Consider the following 19,067-nt stretch of genomic DNA (forward strand, 5'->3'; position numbering starts at 1 on the left):
AACAAGAAAAGCTGTACAGAACTAAACTTAACCTCCGCAATGCAAAACAATTACACCCAATGGCGCGGGGTGGAGCAGCCCGGTAGCTCGTCAGGCTCATAACCTGAAGGTCGTAGGTTCAAATCCTACCCCCGCAACCAAAATATCAGAATTATTACAATCGCTTAGTGGCATTCCGCCCTAGGCGATTTTTGCATTTTAGGGTCAAAAATGGCGTGCCCATCTTGTGCCCAAATTCCCATATACCCATGAATAGTAGTTGAGGAGTGTGTGATCATGACTATTCACACGATTTTAGGCGGCAAAGTCCGCGTTTATAAAAGAGATAACAGCCAATACTGGTACTGCGCCGCGCGTTTTAAGGGGCGCAATATCAAGATCAGTACGAAAGAGGACAGCCTTGCCCGTGCGAAGGATTATGCCGAGGACTGGTATCTCGGCATGCGAGGTAAGCAGGTTAATGGTGAGCTGAAGCCCAAGGAGAAAACCTTCGGCCATGCGGCCGCCAAGTTCATTGAGGAATATGAAGTTCTCACGGAGGGCACCAGGAGCCCTAAGTGGGTACAGGGACATAAGGACCGTCTTCGCCTCCATCTCCTTCCCTTCTTAGGAGATAAAGGCCTCTCACGGATCAATGCCGGCACGCTGATGGATTATCGCGTGCACCGTAAGCAGACCTCACCAAATGGCAAACCGCCGGCGCACAACACTGTCCACAATGAGATCGTCACGCTGAGGCAGGTTTTGAAGACTGGGCTTCGCCACGGCTGGATGCCGTATTTGCCGGATCTTTCCATGCCCTATGGGACGACGACGAAGGTCACGACCAGGGCATGGTTTAGTCATGCTGAGTACAAGCAGTTGTACGAGACCACGCGCCGGAGGGCGCAGGAGCTTAAAGAAGATACGCGGGCCAGATGGCACGCCGAGCAATTGCATGACTATGTGCTTCTCATGGCAAATACGGGGCTCCGCCCCGACGAGGTGAAGCTGCTTCAGTTCAGGGACGTTGAGATCGTCAAAGATGATTGGAGTGGTGAGAACATTCTGGAGATCAGGGTGCGCGGTAAGCGTGGTGAAGGCTGGTGTAAGAGCATGCCGAACGCCGTGCACCCGTTTAAACGTCTCAGAGACCGCAAGCGCAAGGTGACTTGGCGCGAGGACGAGGAGTTGATGGAAACGCGGCCAGAGGATCTGCTGTTCCCTTCCGACCACAAGAAGGCGTTCAACAACGTGCTCGCCGAGTGCGACCTGAAACTCGATCGCGACGGTAAGCGACGCACCTCCTATAGCCTACGGCATTCCTATATCTGCTTCCGCCTCATGGAGGGCGCGGATATCTATCAGATCGCTAAGAACTGCCGAACCAGCGTCGAGATGATTGAGAAATTCTATGCCTCGCACATAAGGACGTCGATACGGACTGAAGGTGTAAACCGCTTGGCCCCCCGTCGACAGGTCGAGAGATGATCAGTAAAGGGCGGGCGCAATAGCAGGCGGCTCATTACCGATTAGGTCATAGACTATTGTCGAAAACCGGAATCAAGAGACAGAAACAGGAAGTCGATTCAGGCTCAGGACTCATTGCCCGAGCCAAAAGATGACTGTAGCGGCGATGCAGATTGCGGACATGAAGGCATGTGCGCATCGATCATAGCGGGTGTGTATACGTCTCCAGTCTTTGAGCTTGCCAAACATGTTTTCGATCTTGTGTCGCTGACGGTAGAGCGTTGTGTCATGCGGGATCGGGACTTGCGGTTTGTCTTTGATGGTATGCAGGCAATGATATTGCGGTCGACCAAGGCGGCGCGGAACCAGTCGGCATCGTAGCCCTTGTCGCCGAGCAAAGCTTTGGCCTTGGGCAAGGCGTCTATCATGAGGGCCGCGCCTTTATAGTCACTCATCTGCCCTTCGCTGAGCAACATGATGAGCGGCCTGCCCTTGCCATCGCAGACCGCGTGCAGCTTAGAGTTCAAGCCACCTTTGGTGCGTCCGATACGGCGGGGAACAGACCCTTTTTTAAAAGGCTCGCCGCCGTCCGGTGCGCCTTCAAGTGGGTGGCGTCGATCATCAGTTGATCCGGCGTGCCGCTCTTGGCGGCAAGGGCCGCGAAGATCTTGTTGAACACGCCAAGGCGGCTCCATCGGATGAACCGGTTGTAGATCGTCTTGTGCGGGCCATACGCGGCAGGTGCGTCGCGCCAGCGCAGACCATTGCGGAGCACAAAGATGATGCCGCTGACAACACGCCGGTCATCGACCCGCGGAACACCGTGCGACAATGGAAAATACGGCTCAATACGGCGCATTTGCGCCTCCGACAACCAGATCAGGTCACTCATGACAACACCTCCTCGGCGTTGTCATGAGTGACCTGATCAAGCCTCATACAAGCAGTTTAATAGGTCCTGAGCCTAGTTTTCCCAAAAAGTCTTTAAGCATCGACTGCAACTCAAGATGAGCCGGGATATCGACCAGACATTCCAAAAGCCGGTCAATTATGAGCTTAAGTGTATGAATCATGTCGGAAGTAAATTTCTTTTTCCCAACCGTCATCTCCGTTGTTTTTATCAGAATAATCGCCTGAAAGAAAAAACAGCTTGCCAAATTTCTGTTCCAAATCGTATCGCTTATGACGCGTCCCGATTTTTCCTGGATCATTTTCCTATATATCGCAGCAAGCTGCGCGGATAAATTTATGTGACTGTAATGCAATTTGTCGATATTCGTGTTTATTTCAATTTTTCCAATAAGAAACACGGCGAGGTCGATTAAAGAATGCGCAAACCGCCCGTGCTCAAAATCGAGCAGTTTTACTACTCCGTCAACATAAACTGATTGCCTAGCGCAGATCATGTCACCATGAATAAATGATTCAAAGTGTCCAGGAAATCGAATATCTTCCAGTATCGGCATTGCAAATTTAATGAATCTAGACATACTATGTTTGGTTGTGATTTCAACATAGTTCGCCAAAATATTAGCCCCTTGAATAAATTGATCGTGCTGCCCATTGTTCGAAAAATCTCTTAAATCATCTTTTATTTCATGATATGTTCGTGATATTTCATAAAGGTTTTTCTTATCAAATGTTGATTTATGTAAATCAGAGAATGTTCTTGCAATCGATTCCATGATCTCCATTTCATTTTTGAAATTCTGTGAAGTTTTTCCAAGGTCCTCAAGCACAAAAAGGCATTGATTGTTCCCATATAATTTCGGAAATTTGTCGAATTCATCTCTAATGGACATAAGAAAATTGTAATTTAATGTTTCTTCATTGAAATAGGGCAGAATATATTTTGGAATATTGTTATTGTGGTGCTTTGCAATGACTGTAATACCCTTTCTATCATGATCGACAAGCCATGCTCGGGATACATCGACACTGGATTTGAAGTTTATCTTTTCACTTCTATGGAAATTCATTTTTTTTCCATAATAGCTAGAGGCAAGAGACTCAATTGCTCTAACGTTTACCGTTTCATGTCCTGATCTGTCCACAGCGTAGCTCATGAATGTAATCGCATAATAAAATACAAAGCATAATAGGGCGGCATATTTGTGTGTGGTTGGTCGCCGCCAGTAGCAGTGGTGGGTGTTTCGGAGTAGGTGGGTGCCCAATAATCGCCCGAGTAAAGGCTGTTCGTTGTCTTCCCTGCTGGATTAGTGTAAGTATAATTATGTGTATGTGAGGGCATCTGCTCAATTGTGAGGGTGACATTTTCTTCGCCACCTTTCGTCCCTGCTGGGGTCGCATCGTTGCAACCCAGAACGAAGCGGCCGCGTAAATCAGGCGTTCCATTTTGTGAATTGCAGATCGCCCACCCTTCATACGAAGTCCCCGCTATACCTAGACCGGTCTTGTCATACCTACCGACTGTGCTGCCTGTTTGCATGACAATACCGCCAGGCGGAACCATGCCAATGCCAGAAATCTCGCCCTTGACCGAGAGGTTCTCTTGCATTGCAACGTTGCCGTTTGAGCCGATGGTCATTGGTATTGAGCGTAGGGAGCTATCTTTATTGTACAAAATCCATTCGAACCCTCCGGGTATGAATCCTTTTCCGATCTGGTTGGCAAAATACGTAAGCCCATCTCCAGAGCGATTCCATCCGATCCATGTCCCTTGCTGTGTCGGAAGCGTCTTGGCTTCAGCGGTGGCTTTTACGTGGACGCTCCCGTTTACGGTCACGTCAGCCGCCACTAGGCTGGGATTTCGCACTGAGACTGCGGTCGATAGAGCGGCGGTCAATGACTGGCCACCCTCGGCTGAGGTCGTCACCACAACAGTAAAGACGGTATCGCTGGTGAGCGCCGCCGGCGTAATCCAAGTGCCCGTGTCGGTAGGCTTCTTTGTCTGCTGGCCTTTTGTTGAATCGGAATAATGGATTTCGAAACTATTGATATCCACCACCGACGAATTCCAGGTGAGGGTGACCTTGGACCCGGTATCGACCTGGGCCACTGGTGTCAGGGAACTGCCGCTCGCGACGGAGGCGGCAAGCCCGTTAAAGAAGAAGCCCGTGGGGAAGGTGGTGACCTGGAAATGGGTTTGCGCGTTTCCTCCTTGCTCCGTCTTCTCCCGCACCGTGACGGTGCTGGTGCCGGGCAGAAAGCCGGTTTTCAGGTGGTAGAGCTGGACGACGAGCGAGGCTCCGTCGGCGAGGGGGCCGGGGCCGGAGGCCGGGCCGAGCGTGTAGGTGGCCGTGCCGCTGGTGACTGGCGCCGGCGGGCCGGTGACGGTCCAATTGGTGGGGTCCGACAAGTCGGTGTGAATGCTCGCCGTGGTAGGGGTAAGGTCGTCGCTGTCGGGGCCCGCTTCAAACCGGAATTCCACTTCCGAGATATCCACCGTGCTGCCGGTGTCATTGGTGATCACGAACTGCAGCGAGCCGTAGACCGAATTGTCGTCGGAGGTGGAGACGGTGAGCGGCGCCGGATCGACCTGCAGCGCGTAGGTGAGTGTGGTGTCTGAGGATGCGTCGAAGGCAACCCAGGAATTCGGTCTGGTCACGAAGGTCATGATGATCTCCTCTTTGATGTGACGTTGCTGGTTATCCGCCGTTTCCGTCGTCGTCCATGGCCGAGGACAAGCGCAGGAAACCGCGCCGCAGTACCGGTGGCACGTCCGATAGGCGGGCGGTCGTGTCGGTGGATGCCGTCTTGTAGGATTTCCAGTTATCGCCGTCCTTCTCGAGCCATGCCCAAGTCCCGGTTTTTTCCTTGGGAACCGGAATGAGCATGGTCGTGTCGCCGGAAGCCCGGATTGTCTGGTCCGTGAGGATACCGTTCACACGGAACGTGACGTCCATGGCGGCCAGGGCATCATCGACGAATTCGGGCGGGAGACCGACGGTGGTCACGGGCAGAATTCCCGTGGTGGCGTGAACGACGGCGCGGGGATCGACCAGCATCGACACTAATGTCGATGTGTTTCCATCGAAGGGCATGCGTATGAAGTTGCCGCCTTCACCGATGGGTTTCAGGTAACCATCTCCCCGGGCGCCGGACTGGGTGACTGCGTTGAACGTGCCGTAGTGACCCTTGGTGAAATAGCCGATCAGCCCGTCCTCGAGCCGTGCCAGGTTTCCGAGCTCGATCGGGAACTCATAGGTCGTGATCTGCGGTGTCGTGGGCGCGAAGGTGAATTTCCAGCTCGGATCGTTTATCGGCGAGCCATCCAGTTCGTAGGCTAGCCGTGCGCGCACCATGGCCAGCGGCCGGCCCATCAGGACGGCAAGCCCCTGGTCGAAGGACGCCCCCATGGGCGCCGTCGTCCAAAGGGTTTCGTCGATCGCCCTCAGGAACGCTTTGAAATCGGCAACCGTTTGCCCTGCGAGTGTTTTGAGGAAATCCCCGAAATGGGGAATTGACGTGGCGAGTTCGGCGAGCGTCTGTTCGGTCGCGCCCGGCACCGGATTCCAGCAGATTTCAGGCGCCCCAGCGCCGGAAAGTCCCACCGACATTTCGCCCAGCGAGGCGCCCGCGGCGTCGTAGACCGTCAGCGCGCCGTCCAGGTGGTTGGGCAGCACCCATCCGCATATCGGATTGGCGCTGGGGTTGCCGGGACCGAATACAACGGAGTCGTTCGTGGCTGAGATCAGATCGAAATTCAACCGCGCGGGCTGAAGCAAAGCGGGAGGCATCTGGACCAGGGAATCCGACGTGTGCGGCAACGCCGTGGCGCCGACGCTGACCGAGACGCCGTGGGTGGCCGTGGTGGCGACATTCGAGGCGGACACTTGCGCCGTCAATTGGGTGTCGCTGACGAAGGTCGTCGCAAGGGGATCGCCGCTCCAACAAATCTCCGATGCCGGCTCGAAACCGACTCCGTCGACCGTAAGGGTGAATGCGTCGGAACCCACGGACTTCTCGGGCGGGTTCAGGGAAACGATCATCGCGCCGGCGGAAAGGGTAAATACCGAAGCGGGAGAAGTTGCCCCGCCCGGGAGGACGACCGTCACATCCGCGGCGCCCGGGGCAAAGGTGAAACTGGCCGGGATCTTCGCGATCAAGGACGTGGAACTGATGACCTCCGTCGATAACGCGGTGCCGTTCCAACGAACCACCGCCCCGGACGCGAACCCCGTGCCGGTGACGGTCATGGGGATTTCGTTCGATGTGGCGGTTCCCGCCTGTAGTGCGCTCGGGTTCAAGGAAGCGATCATCGGGGAATTGCCGTCCGCAGGCGCCGCGCCATCGTTCGTCGGGGTGGTGACAACCTTGAATGTCGCGACATTGGACTTAAGAACCGGCGTCAGGTCCGCCGGCATGAAGATCGTTTCATCCTGGTAGTTGTGGGCGTCGATCGGCCAAACGGCCTGTCCCCACTCGTCGATCACCACCAATTGCAGGAACACGAACTGCCCGGCGCGCCATGGCTGAAAACCCGTGGGTGACGAGGAGGTTCGCGTCGGAATACTGCCGACAGCGGGAGGATATCCGGCTGCATCGCCGATCAATTCCGCAATCGAGGGGAGCGTGGTGGAGGTCGGGCTCAAGAACACGCCCGCCATTCCCAGCCGTAACTGCTTGTTGAACCCATTCAAGGCCTGCGACAGCACATCGGATTCTTCGTTATCCTCGATGAAGGACAGGAGTTCCTGCAGTTCGGTTTTTTCCTGGGGGTTCAGATCGGGATCATTATCGAGGAGATTCCGAATACGCGCGGCGATATTGTAATTGGCGGTCGGCGTCAGTTGGATCGTTCCGTCGAGCGTAAGAGTTTCGCTGGCGACGCTTGCTTGCGTCCCGTTCCACAAATACCGGCCGTTCTCAAACACCCAGTTGGGCGATTGGCTCGTTCCATATTCGATCGGGTAATATGTTGCCTGCCAGTACATCAGCAGCGGGTGCCACGGGTTCTTGGTCCATTTCGTAACGGTATCGGCCGGATAGGACGGCTGGACGCTGTCGGGCGTCTCCATCTTCGCCATCACCTCGGCCGGGGTACTGAGGGGAATCGCGGCACTCACCATGGTCGCGTTGCTGGGCTCGAGAAAGAAGAACTCCTGGACCAAGTAGGAGATGAGGGAGGTGCTCCACGGCGCGCCGGTGACATTCGTCAAGTCCGGCTGCGGGATGGAAAGGCCCTGAGTGGCCGAAGAGATAGTTTCGCCTTTATATTTGAATCCGGTGACCAGCTGCGACGGAAAGCGGCAGGTGATGGGATCGGGACTCCTTAGGATTCCGGATGCCCCGGCGCCGGCGATCAACAGGACCGGGTCGGCCGCCTGATGGAAATTCGGCTTGGCGGCCCGCTTCAATACCCGGCTCGCCGGCAGTTGCTTATTGGATGCATAGGTTTGGATCGCCTGCGCCAACGCGTCGGGCGTATCCCCGTGGGGGACTTCCGCCAACAGTGTGTTGACCTCGTTTGCCTGGTTCAGCGTCGATTGGGCGAGGCTGCCGGAATGCTCGGGGTTGAGTTGATCCTTGAATTTCGATTCAGAAAGCCCATAAGCGACGGGAGGCCCCCAGTAATTCTGCTTCCATAACTTGTGTTTCCACCACATTTCATAAAGCTGTCTCTGCAGTGCCGACAGTTGCAGAACCGCGGCATCCAGCGCAGCCTGGTTTTGATTGAGCGTCGCCAGCCAGGCCTGTTCCGCTTGGCGTTCCCGTGGGGAGATGGAATTCGTGCTGTCGGGGGCGTCGACGATATGCCACTCGTAGCCGCCCGAGTGCTTCTGGTAAAAGCTGGAGTGAAGTTTCTCCGCCAGAACCGCCGCGCCATCGGGTTCATCAAAAACGTCGAGCAGGTCCAGCTGAAAGGCCTCCAGCAGCTCGCTGTCGATGGGAGGGTCATGATCCTCCGCTTGCGCCGATATCAGGGCGGTCAGGGCTTCGATCGACGAGTTGCCCACCGCGATCGAAACGGAATCGGTCGGCGCACCGCCTGGTGGCGTGTCCGCATTCTGCCATTTGACGTTGGTCAAAGCCCCATATAGCAGGGACCAGGAAGCCGTGAGGGTGGAGTCGGTGCCCTGCGGGAGATGCCATCCCAGGGATGCGAGCTGCGCCAGGAAGTACGGCGTCGCAACGGCAATTAACGTGCATCCCGCACCCTGGGCCGTCGCGATCGTCGTCGTGGTTTGCAGTGCGGTCGCCGAGACGCCGGGGTCGAGATAGATGTACGTCTTTTCGGTGATGTCGCCGGTATCGCCGGCGGTGATCTGATAGGCCGTCGTCCCGACCGTGACGGTCCCGGCGGACCATGCCACCTTCGAGGTCGAAGCGCCGGAAAACGTTGGCGCACCGTTGGAGTTTGCCGTCTGGTAAAGCTCCACAACGGCATCCCCGGATGCCAAAGGATCCTTGTCAAGGTTCGAAAACCATCCGCACACCATGTAGCTCAGGGTTTCTTCCGATGGCCCGTTCAGGCAGTCGACGAACGAAAAAACATTGTTGCATTGCGGCTGATAGAACGCGAAGGCGGGATTGCCCGGGGCCATCGCTGTCAACCCCAAATCGTGGCAGGACTCACTCCAGGAACCGGATGCCAATGCGACGTTGCGGCCCATGAATACGCCCACCGGAGTGTGCGTGCCGCTTTTCGGTTGAACGTACATAGAAGCGGTCTCCGACTCGTTGTTCGCATGGATGCCGCCGGAATGAACGTGGTCGCTTTCGACGATCCAGGCGCTTGCCACACGCGCCGTCAATGGTCCGCTGTACCGGACGACGAGCCAGCGATTGGGGACCAGCGGATAGTGAGTCACGCCGGTGACATTGTCCTGAACGCCACGGGTGAACGCCCTGGGCAGGCGCCATTTCAGATAGACGCCATTGTAATAATCGCTGGCAGTTACAGGGTTGCTACCCACCGACACGTGACCACTCGAGGAGAAGTTCGTGTCGTTGTTGTCGATACCGGGTTGTCCGTTCTCGCAGTGTCGGATCGCGTTATAGTTCATCTGATTCCGGACGAAGCTGTTGGGACCGGTCCGGAACGGATCGTTGACAACCAGGGCTTCGACGGTCATCGGGACAATCAATGGCCCATTGTCGCTCATCAGTATTCCCCCTCCATCCGCTTATTCCGTCGTGAACGATTGACGCTCCGGCGCCTTGACCATTTGCAGCGCGAAATCACCGGCCCCGAAGCCGCCGGTAACGGTCAGTGTGAACTTCGATCCGCCGGCCACGGCGTTTGCCGGTTCCAACAGGCCGATGACCGGCATGGCGCCGATCACCTTGAATTCAGCCGTATTCGAGTTGACGCCGCCGGAGGAAACCGTGACCGAGGCGTTCCCTGCATCGGCAACCAAGGACTTCGGCACGTCTGCCGTCAGTTGCTCCGCATCGTCGAAATGCGTCGTCAGCGCCGTTCCGTTCCAGTTCACTGTCGCACCGGATTCGAAACCGACGCCGTCCACGGTCAGTGTGAACTTCGATCCGCCGGCCATCGCCAGAGCCGGCTTCAGCGAACCGATGGTCGGCGTTCGATCGGCAATCGTGAACGTTGCGGACGGGGACGTCGCGTTGTTGGCCTCGACCGTGACGTCAATCTGGCCGGCGGTTCCCAGTGATGTTTTCGGAACGGCCGCGGTGAGCTTCTGGTCGCTCTCGTAATGGGTGGCGAATGCGCTGCCGTTCCACTTGACGACGGCCCCCCGGTCAAATCCGGCGCCCAGCACGGTCAGCGTGAGACCCGTTGCTCCCGCCATCGCCGTGTTTGGCTCGAGGGTGTCTATGACGGGATCGCCGGAAATGATTTTCAAGGTCTCGGCGTTCGATTCCTGGCCACTGCTGGAAACCGATATGTCGGCGGGTCCGGCTGTGGCGACGTCACCGGCCGGCACTGTCACCCTGGCTTCGGCGGCGCTGACGACCTTGGTTCCGGTGAGCGCATTGCCATTCCATTGGATTTCCGCATCCGCCCCGAATCCCGTACCCCAGACGGTCAGGGTGAATGAACCGGCGCCGGCGCGGATGATTTCCGGTTCGAAGGACTCGATCGCCAGCGGCGGAGTAATCGTGAACACCGCATGATGCGATGTGACGCCTCCGCTGGCGACTGTTACATCGGCCGTAGCGGGATTTGCGATGTGCGATTTTGTAACGGTTGCCGTCAGTTGATTGCCATTTACATAGGTTGTGGTCAACGCGGCTTCGTTCCAATTGATCTTCGAATTTGAGTCAAATGGCGTGGCGCCGACTGCGGTTTCCAGAGCCGATGCCACGGTCGCGACTTTGAGAACGCCGCCGATGGCATCCCCGGTCGGCGCGCGCGTGGTGGCGGGAACAGGGGAGACATTGCCGATCACGGCGCCGGCAAGCGCGCTGGACGTCACGCAGCGGGGATAGACGCCGGCGTCCTCGATACCGAAGACGAGGCCTTGATAGGGTTCTGCCAGGGTTACGGTGTCCGGGATGCCGTCGAACAGCACCAGCCGCACATTCGGCGACATCAACTCGTTGCGCCGGATGGGCATCGGCGCGCCGCCGAGGGATGCCGAAACGACCAGTTCCGGCCAACCCGACACCAGCTGGGACCTGATCAGCATGCCGCTCATCGTCTTGCCGCCACTCGCCTTGAAGGCCGGGAGTAGGGCGTTGAACAGCGCAACGTCCCGCGAACTTTGAATGCCGATGCTCAGGGCGCCGGCCACCAGGGCCTCGGCCCAATTGGGATCGACGTAAAAAAAGCGGATCGATTCCGTGGGCAGCATTTTGGGATCGGGGACAAGGTACGAGAACGGCACGAGACGCAACAGGGCGAGATCGTCCAGCCATTCCGATACGTGGGACTTGACCGCCTCCAGGCTTTCCGAGATTGCTTCGGTGGCGCCCGGGTGGGTGAGCATCTCGGCGGGATGCAGCATGGTACGTTTGCGAGCCCGCGTGGTCCGTTGAACCGTCGATGCCGCCGGCGTAGGTGACTGCCGAACACCGGCAAGCGCCTCAGTCCATTGACGGCCCAGTCCGTCCGCCATCAGCGCCTTGAATCTGCGTCGCGATGCCTTGCGCGCCAGCAACTGCCGCGGATCGGGCACGCCCGAATGGAGCGGCATCGAGATCCGCTGCGCCAATGCGGTGAGGGCCTGTGTCGCTGCTTGCCGGAAGTTCATGAGGTTCCGGACGAAACCAGCATCGGCCAGCGCCAGGCCACGTCCCAGGTTCCAGGCAGCGGCGTAACTCAGATCGAAAAGCCCCTGCTCGGAGAGATAGATCATCAGCGCTTCGGCGCTGCGCGTCTGCGCGACGGGAGCCGAACCCGCGCCGATTTCCGGAAGCGTCTGCGGGAGTACCGCCGAGAACGGGCCTCGGTACCAGGCGAAACTCTCATCGCCTTCGCCCGCGACGAATTTCAACGGCGCATAGCCGTCGGTCAGGCGCTCCTTGACATGTGACGGCAGGTCGGGATTCGCCGGGACCGGCAGACTCAACGCCCCTTCCGTCGACGCTTCGCTGGCAATCAAATCTTCGACGATCGCCTTGAAACTTTGGCCGGTTTCCGGCTGCGATACGAACGACCAGCCATACAGGGAGACGAGTTGCACGTCCTGCAATCCGCCGGAAGCCTTATTGGGTATGGTCTTGGATCCGCCGGGCAGGTAATCAGCGTATCCTTCGAGCGAAACGAGATGGGCGTTGTAGCGGACCGGCGTGGCCGGATTAGCGGCGGTGTCGGCGACGGCCAGGCGGTTGCACAACTGCACGCTCAGCAGATGTTCGCCTTCGTCGACGGTGAATACGCTCCGGCAGTGTACCAAATAGCGCAGGTCGTTCTTCGACGGCAGGACGGCATTGAAGACGGCGCCGGGAATGGTGATCGTCTTGCAGGTCGTATCCATCTGTGCCGAGGAAACCCAGCCGCTGGGCAGGTCCGGTTTCAACACGTTTGGATCGGATGCAAGGAACTGGCTCACCTTGCAGGTCGAAACCGGGTTATCCGACCCCGGCGGGAAAACCATTTCCTGGTCGGCGAATATCAGAAGCGCCGTCCAAGGCACCGGATCGCCTGAGCCCGTATCGGGGCTGTCGGGAACGAGGGCACGCTCCCAGGGAAGAGAGGGGTCGTTCAAGACGATGAACGGCAGGTTTTGGTCGTATACATCCGTGTTGCCGGCCGGCGGGTAGATGGTCTTGACTATATCGGTATTGATGGAGAATTCCGGCGCCCGAACGGTAAACGACTGCTGTGGCAGGCTGAAGGGCGGCGGCGCGCCGCTCCCCGACACGGTGTGCGTGACATTGATATTGTACGTACCGGCCGGTAGTGCGGGAAAATAACCGTCGAAGAACTGGATGCTGCCCGGTGGCGGTGGCGACGGCAGAGCGGCCAACGAAATTTGGGGCAATCGATTGCTCATTGGCTATTCCTCATGCGACCAGCAACGGACTGGCGCGGAACGTGCAGCCAATTCCATTGGCGAACTTTTCCATTGAATCGTTTGCCGTGACCGGCGCGTAGCCCACGGTTTGCAGGGCGGCATAGATGTCGTCCCGCGCGGTGGCCGTACTGCTTGCCGAGATGCCGCTCTGGCTGTTCGTGATCGTGGAAATCGTCGTCTGGCTGTTGGCCGGTACGTCGCCCGATGGTGTTGCGTCGTTGGCGACGGGAAGCCCCGCGCCCGTCAGTGAAAGAGGAACTCCCTCCAAACGAAGGTCGACGCTGACGGGGCCCGCCGAACTGCCGATCTGTGGCGGCTTGACCAGCACCGTGACGCCGGTGATCTGATCCGCGACCAGTTGATTTCTGCCGCTCGGCGTCGTCGTCGGCGGGGAGCCCCAAAGGGAGGACGGCAGGCTCTTGCGGGCCTGAACCGCGTTGAAGGATGCGGAATAATCGTTGCCGCCACCGTCTTCGATGGCGACCTTATGGGCGGCGGAAATATCCGTCCATCCGAGCGGCGCGACATTGAACGTATCGCCGTTGAAAGTATGGCGTGCCCCGACGGTCGCGGTCGTGGCCGGGATCGAGGAAGTCGTGGCGAAGCCGAATTGGCTGCCGCGCACGATCCACCCTGACGAGCCGGCCTCGGCGGAAGACGGCGCGATTCCTCCCGTCGGCGTCAGGCTGAGGATATTCGGATGGGTGGCCGTGCCCGCATTGGGCAGCATCGCCTGCACGTCGTTCCATGTGAGATGTGATGCGCCGGCGCTTCTCGATGCGCCGAACGGTATTGTGAACGAGATGATGTACCAATCGACATGGACGTGGCCGCCGGTCGGCGGTCCCCACAGTTCCAGATCGCAACCGAGCTCGACGGAAACCGTAAACGACGTGAACAGAAGGTCGATCCGGTAGGAGGCGCCGACGGATATGCGGATATTCGCGTCGAACCAGAACGGCTTCCATTGGACGATGATATCGGCCTGGGCGTCGAACCAGGCTCTCAGATTGCCCGAATGATAGACCGCGTTCAGCTCGCCGCCCACCATCATCACGGAAGGCGTAAAGGCCAGATAGGCGTTGCCGCTAACCGTGATCGAGGAATCGAGCGACCAATGGAACCCGAGCCGCGGCACCGACGGATAATAGGCGGGCGGGGTGAAATGGGCGTTGTACCCGCCGAGGGTCAGCACAAAGTCGCCCGCGTGCTCGTTGTCGCCGAACCAGATGTCGAATGCGAAACCGCCGGTCAGGACGCAGGCCCTGTCGAGCAGGTATGAAGACGGAGACAACACCGCCTGCAGCGAGAATGCGCCTTCTTCCGGCTTGAAGTTCGCATCCAGATCCAGTTCCAGATAGGCGTATGTCGTGCCGCCGCGGCCCGAATCCTGGGGAAATTTAGCCCGCGAGGTGCCGACAAGGGAGATTGTCAGATCAGGACCGGGCTCCACGATCACCACGGCCTGGGAATTGACCAATTCGAAGCTGGTGAAGGTGAGGCCGGCGGCGAACCACATTGCGCCTGGCGTCTCGGTCACCCAAGGCGGGTTGGTGGTCAGCAGCTGGTTCAGCGCGGCCTGAGGCGTGGCAGGGGCTGGGCTGGTCGTCGGCGGAAGCGAGTCCGGCAGCATTTCGAGAAGGGGGAACTTGGCGACTTGGTCGACGTTCGGCAGGCGCAGGACGGAATTGTATCCGAAACCCAGCGCCACCCCAGTCACGAAGAAGGCGGGCGGTCCCCCGAAACTTCTTGCCAGGTCGCCGTAAATGAACATGGAGGGCGACCCGGTCTGGTTGCCGTAGAAACCAATGGCCTCCAACTCGAAGTTGTCCGTGCCGATCGCGGCGCTGCCGTCGAATTCGAAGCCGTGTTCTGGATTCAAGTTGGCGAAAGAGCCCGAGACCGCCAGCGGCGGTTTATCATAGGAGACCCCCAGACCCTCCAGGCTGACCTGAGGGTCGAAGTCCGTCAGCGACGACCCAATACCCAGATTGTCCAGCGTGACGGAGACGGGGCCAACTTGGAGCGTCGCGTCGATGTCGAACCACAGACGCTGGCTCGCCGATTGATACTTGACGCCGATTTTCTGGATCGACAGCGGGCCGAAGCTTTTCTGGACCGTGATCCACTCGGTACGCCCAGCGGCGGATGCGGAACCGCTGCCGGATCCGGCCGAGGCAAGGGCCGTGCTCCCCGAAACGCCCACTCCCTCGACGGCCGCGTCGGTATCGTGGCCATTGTGGGACGAAGACCCACCCATTCCGAGCATCACCGGTACGTTCCTGTCTCCTAGCTCAATAATTGCGGACAAGACGAGATCGCCCGTGGTGCCGTGGGGCGGCATTTGCGGGTAGCTTGGCCCGGTCGGCGCCGGCAAACTCTCGATCAGACTGTTGATCGACGTGGCGGCCGCGGCCGCGGCGGCGGCGGAACCGATTATGATTTGCAGGTCGCCGACCTGAACGTTCTCCGCGCCGGCCAAGTCCTCTCCAACCAGGGGGAGGTTGCTGAGGCTGAAGGATTCGTCGGCGCCGAGCAGGAAGAAACATTCATGATGGTCGTTTACGGGAAGGCAGGCGAAAACCGCATTGCCATAGTGCTTGGATCGGGCGCCGAGGACGAGCGTGCCGCTGGAAAAGTCGTAAATGAAGCTGGCGCTGGTAAGCGACAAATCCAAGTCCGAGGGAACCGTAGGCATCGTAAATCCGAACATGCGAGCAAGGTCGGAAAATTGCAGCGGGTCGGAAGAGTCGCTCCAATTCGCTTGGAATGTCGTGCTGTGCCGATGATGACTGAATGCGATGTCAAATACGGAGGCGCCAATGAGAAGGTGACCCGTAACCGCCGAACTGTAATTTCCACCGCCTTTCGTCAGTGAAGCTGTGATATCCATCTCCACCGGCGTCGTGCCGACGGTGAAATCAACGGTGAAATAGCCGTTCACGTCGTGGGAGGTCGGCGTGAATACGATGTAGAGATTCTTGAGCGCGAATTTCTTCAGCACATCGGGCAGCGTAACGCCGAATGTCGTCGAGAAATCCTCTACGACCTTGCCCATGTCCAAAACGGTGCCGGGTTGGATGTTGCCCGCAAAAGACCAGCCAGCTCCCGGCTTCGAGGGCATCGTGGCATAGAGGTTGATGATCGCGCCGCTACTCGAGCCCAGCAAGAACTGACCGTAAATCTGACCGCCATGTTCCCGAGTCCGGCGATTGAGCGGATCGCTTATCCATATGCCGACGCAAATTTTCTTCAGGGTGACCATGCCGGGAATGAGATCCCAGGATGCATTATTCCAGACGACGCCGAAGGAAAACGATTCCAGCGATATACCGGGTTCGAACGCCGCGATCATGCGCAGATCGCTGAGGTAGATGTTGTCCAGGTGGAACTCCGGCGGCCAATCGATCGTTGGCGTCCAACCGATCAGATCGAAAACGTCGCTTATCCCGTCGGCCAGCGATACCGATTGGTTCACCGCCTCGATCATCAGGTTTTCGGTGATCGCCGAATAGGAGCCGGAAAGGAAAACCGGTTTGCTCTTGATTTTGACTTGGGACTTGAAGGTCACCAAGTTTGTGCAAGACCAGACGTGCTGATGGGATTTGATCAGCTCGATCGGTCTTGTCGCGAGCTCGCAATGGACAGCGGGCAGGCTGAATTCGCTGCCGAACCGGATCTCGACGGACGGGCCGAGCGCAAGGGTCATGGCCGGCACGCCATGGTCGATCGGAATCGGTCCGGCGATCGACGTCAGCGGCGTCGGCAGCAATGGCAACGGCTCCGGCAAACCGCCGCTGACACTTCCCTGGAAATTGAGGCCGCGGGCCAGATTTGCCGGAGAGGTCTGGTCGACGGAACTGAGGATCATTTTCGGGCCGGTTAAGGTCAACCCGTCGAACAAGGTGTTCGTCAATGCAGGAAAGCTCTGGGAGAATTTCCACGATGCCGGCAGTGTTGCGGCGAGCGTCAACGTCACGTCGCCATCGACGATCCGGAAGACGGCTGAAACCGCCATGTCGTCGACGGAAACAAAGGACGCCGTCCCGGCGATGGTAACGATCGCCATTTCGGAGGTCAGCTCAGCGCCGTCGATGATGAGCTTATCGTTCGCGAAGTTGGCTCCGACAATCTCCTCGATCCCGCCGGCGCCGAAGGCATCGGCCGGCATCACGAATGTGCCGTCGGAAATAAATCCTTGGAGATTGTCCTTGAGTTGCTGGATCGTCATTCGGGTCCCTCGCATCAACCTAACGGATCCCGGAGTTTTGCTATCGCCTCGCCAAGGGCAGTTATTGTCGGGTCAGGCATCTTATTTAGTCTTCGATCGTTAGAGTTATAGCTGTCGGCGGGGAAACCAATCCGCACCATCCAAGGAACAGAATTCGCAAGCTGGGCCATTCTGCCGCTCACCTTGGTTGTTTCACTGGTATCTTCATCGAAAAAGATAGTCGGACAACCGATCAATGCCGGGCCATCCATGGCACCCGACTTCATCCCGATGGCCATTCTGGCGCCGTATCTCTGCTTCAATACGAAGAAGGTTAAAAGCTGGTATGGGTAGCTGAAGTCTGTCCAACGAGTAGGGTCGCTGGCACTAAATTGTTTAAAATTTTGATTTTTGTGAAATTGTGTCATGTCATAATAAAAAATTTGGCCATTTGCAGCGGGCAAATTATGTAATGTATCCCCGACAAGTATTATGTGTTTTATTGGATTTTCGTCACGTGACGACAAAGCGTCCACTATTTGCTTGATCAAGTCTATAGTCATGTTGCGAGTCTCCCCCTGAATATGCCTTATCCAAATAATGGCCGATCGATGGGGTGCCGGAAGTCGAGAGTCATGGAACAGAGTATTTAGAGATGGATACGTTTGGGATAAAAATTGAATTATTTCGTTGCGAGCTTCATTAAGTGGTTTTGGTTGATTGTCTTTAAAGGATTGAAAAAAGCCGTTTCGTATTTTTACAAATCCGGCTTCTCCTGTATTTCTAAGCGCAGGCGCGATAATATCTTCTGTGCATTTAGATTTTGCTAGTATATTGGCTGGGTCCCCCCCTTTTTTTTCGGCGCAACAGCGTGCATAGTAAAGAAAAGTATTTTGTGCATCCGAAATCGGTGGCGGTTTACTTGGATCTGTCGTTGTCTCTTGAATTGCTTCCAGCTCCGCATTGCATAGGCTTTCTAGTTCCGAGGGAAGACTCCCCGTCAACAGCATCGCCGCTGCGACGTGGTAGGTTTCACCGAATTGATTGCCCGCAAGTTTCACTTGGTATTTATGCGGCATAGCAAGCTCTCTCAAGGGCGCAGGTTTTTGTCGGAGACGAGAACGACCGTTGCAGCCTCTTTTTCGCAAGCGCCGGTCGTCTTCTTTAGGGACTTTAGATCGCCGTCCCCCGGATGGGGGTAGTCGGACGTAAACATCGCATTCGAAAAGAAAGCTTGCACATAGCTGAGGTTCATCTGCATTCCCCAATAGAGCAGTGGGCCGCAACGCAACACGTATACATAGTATGGGGGTTGGGGCGTGGGTTCTATATTTTTATGCAGCTATTGCTAGAAAATCCGTTTCCTAATTGAAAATGCTGGTCAACACTGCGGCAAACTGGGAAATCGTCCTTCCAATCCTGGCGGACGGCCTGTCGCTCGGCTCGGCAACCGGTTCAACTTATGGAATGACGCCGCGTGTCTTCGTTGCCTCACCTTTTCAAGCACCCCGAAGGCTGCGGAGCTTATTTTGTTGAAAGCGGAAATTTGTGGCGCTTGCGGACCACAGCAACAGCGTCGCCGGGGCTTTCTCTAAACGATGCCGGCTTTTGGGCTTCAGGCCAAAAAGCATGTACGTCCGCTTTGGGCCGTCTGCAGATCGCTTCTAAATCTCGTACTCCTCAGCTGATAGTGAATGTTGCGATCCGCGCGCTGCGCGTATCGAGTTGAATATTTGACAGCCCGGCCTCCGCTTCGCTCTAGCCAGGCTGAACCTTTTTATCTTTGTCCGCCCCAACAGTAGTCCGAGGGTCTGTCGATGGGCCAGCGCCGCGCTGTGCGCGTCGTGCTCCAACGGCCCCGTGTCCTCGCTGCGCTGCGGGCCGCACCAGGCCGTCTCCACACACATTGACAGACCCTCGGCCGACCGTGGGCGGGGCTGCGCCCCACCCCCTCTGTTCAGTCTGAATTTGTAATTCAGACCAAACACAGCGGATGGGCTCAACCCCATTCGGCG

At 57.3% G+C, this 19,067-nt stretch carries 10 protein-coding genes, 1 tRNA gene and 1 pseudogene; 2 read left to right on the forward strand and 10 right to left on the reverse strand.

The genetic code is table 11. From position 1 onward, the window contains the following. Nucleotides 1-63 precede the first annotated feature (63 nt). A tRNA-Met gene (locus tag ABJ076_RS08930) sits at nucleotides 64-140 on the forward strand. Nucleotides 141-276: 136 nt separating this feature from the next. Beyond that, nucleotides 277-1,470 (forward strand): site-specific integrase, encoded by a 1,194-nt coding sequence (locus tag ABJ076_RS08935; protein WP_348188990.1) that lies wholly within the window; start codon nucleotides 277-279, stop codon nucleotides 1,468-1,470. A 111-nt stretch (nucleotides 1,471-1,581) separates the two neighbouring features. On the opposite strand, the gene ABJ076_RS08940 is transcribed toward ABJ076_RS08935, so the two are convergent. The 10 genes and pseudogenes from ABJ076_RS08940 to ABJ076_RS08985 form a co-directional block, all read right to left on the reverse strand. Further along, nucleotides 1,582-1,698: a hypothetical protein gene (locus ABJ076_RS08940; protein WP_348189010.1), complete on the reverse strand. Its 117-nt coding sequence runs from the start codon at nucleotides 1,696-1,698 to the stop codon at nucleotides 1,582-1,584. Beyond that, nucleotides 1,681-1,976: pseudogene (locus ABJ076_RS08945) on the reverse strand (transposase); the annotation flags it as partial. The gene ABJ076_RS08940 and the pseudogene ABJ076_RS08945, both read right to left, overlap by 18 nt. After that, the gene (locus tag ABJ076_RS08950; RefSeq protein WP_348188992.1) at nucleotides 1,973-2,341 is read right to left on the reverse strand and encodes a transposase; all 369 of its coding nucleotides are present in this window, start codon (nucleotides 2,339-2,341) and stop codon (nucleotides 1,973-1,975) included. The pseudogene ABJ076_RS08945 and the gene ABJ076_RS08950, both read right to left, overlap by 4 nt. A 43-nt stretch (nucleotides 2,342-2,384) precedes the next feature. Further along, on the reverse strand, nucleotides 2,385-3,515 hold the full coding sequence (locus tag ABJ076_RS08955; protein WP_348188994.1) for a hypothetical protein: 1,131 nt from the start codon (nucleotides 3,513-3,515) through the stop codon (nucleotides 2,385-2,387). Next, the gene (locus ABJ076_RS08960; protein WP_348188996.1) at nucleotides 3,512-5,026 is read right to left on the reverse strand and encodes a hypothetical protein; all 1,515 of its coding nucleotides are present in this window, start codon (nucleotides 5,024-5,026) and stop codon (nucleotides 3,512-3,514) included. The genes ABJ076_RS08955 and ABJ076_RS08960 overlap by 4 nt, the downstream gene beginning before the upstream one ends. A gap of 31 nt (nucleotides 5,027-5,057) precedes the next feature. Beyond that, nucleotides 5,058-9,518: an IPT/TIG domain-containing protein gene (locus ABJ076_RS08965; protein WP_348188998.1), complete on the reverse strand. Its 4,461-nt coding sequence runs from the start codon at nucleotides 9,516-9,518 to the stop codon at nucleotides 5,058-5,060. 21 nt (nucleotides 9,519-9,539) lie between these two features. Continuing rightward, nucleotides 9,540-12,821, reverse strand: a complete 3,282-nt coding sequence (locus tag ABJ076_RS08970; RefSeq protein ID WP_348189000.1) for a hypothetical protein — start codon at nucleotides 12,819-12,821, stop codon at nucleotides 9,540-9,542. A gap of 10 nt (nucleotides 12,822-12,831) precedes the next feature. Continuing rightward, complete coding sequence (locus tag ABJ076_RS08975; RefSeq protein ID WP_348189002.1) at nucleotides 12,832-17,073, reverse strand: DUF6603 domain-containing protein; 4,242 nt, start codon at nucleotides 17,071-17,073, stop codon at nucleotides 12,832-12,834. Between the two features lie 14 nt (nucleotides 17,074-17,087). Beyond that, complete coding sequence (locus tag ABJ076_RS08980; protein ID WP_348189004.1) at nucleotides 17,088-18,131, reverse strand: hypothetical protein; 1,044 nt, start codon at nucleotides 18,129-18,131, stop codon at nucleotides 17,088-17,090. A gap of 11 nt (nucleotides 18,132-18,142) precedes the next feature. Next, nucleotides 18,143-18,307 carry a hypothetical protein gene (locus ABJ076_RS08985; RefSeq protein WP_348189006.1) on the reverse strand — a complete coding sequence of 55 codons (165 nt, stop codon included), beginning with the start codon at nucleotides 18,305-18,307 and terminating at the stop codon, nucleotides 18,143-18,145. Nucleotides 18,308-19,067: the final 760 nt, after the last annotated feature.

Origin of the sequence: Nisaea sp. (assembly GCF_039990255.1) — a bacterium.
Lineage (GTDB): Bacteria > Pseudomonadota > Alphaproteobacteria > Thalassobaculales > Thalassobaculaceae > Nisaea.

Coding starts and splice junctions, on each gene's coding strand:
- ABJ076_RS08935 (WP_348188990.1), top strand. CDS start 277: ATGACTATTCACACGATTTTAGGCGGCAAAGTCCGCGTTTATAAAAGA.
- ABJ076_RS08940 (WP_348189010.1), bottom strand. CDS start 1,698: ATGTTTGGCAAGCTCAAAGACTGGAGACGTATACACACCCGCTATGAT.
- ABJ076_RS08950 (WP_348188992.1), bottom strand. CDS start 2,341: ATGAGTGACCTGATCTGGTTGTCGGAGGCGCAAATGCGCCGTATTGAG.
- ABJ076_RS08955 (WP_348188994.1), bottom strand. CDS start 3,515: ATGAGCTACGCTGTGGACAGATCAGGACATGAAACGGTAAACGTTAGA.
- ABJ076_RS08960 (WP_348188996.1), bottom strand. CDS start 5,026: ATGACCTTCGTGACCAGACCGAATTCCTGGGTTGCCTTCGACGCATCC.
- ABJ076_RS08965 (WP_348188998.1), bottom strand. CDS start 9,518: ATGAGCGACAATGGGCCATTGATTGTCCCGATGACCGTCGAAGCCCTG.
- ABJ076_RS08970 (WP_348189000.1), bottom strand. CDS start 12,821: ATGAGCAATCGATTGCCCCAAATTTCGTTGGCCGCTCTGCCGTCGCCA.
- ABJ076_RS08975 (WP_348189002.1), bottom strand. CDS start 17,073: ATGACGATCCAGCAACTCAAGGACAATCTCCAAGGATTTATTTCCGAC.
- ABJ076_RS08980 (WP_348189004.1), bottom strand. CDS start 18,131: ATGCCGCATAAATACCAAGTGAAACTTGCGGGCAATCAATTCGGTGAA.
- ABJ076_RS08985 (WP_348189006.1), bottom strand. CDS start 18,307: ATGAACCTCAGCTATGTGCAAGCTTTCTTTTCGAATGCGATGTTTACG.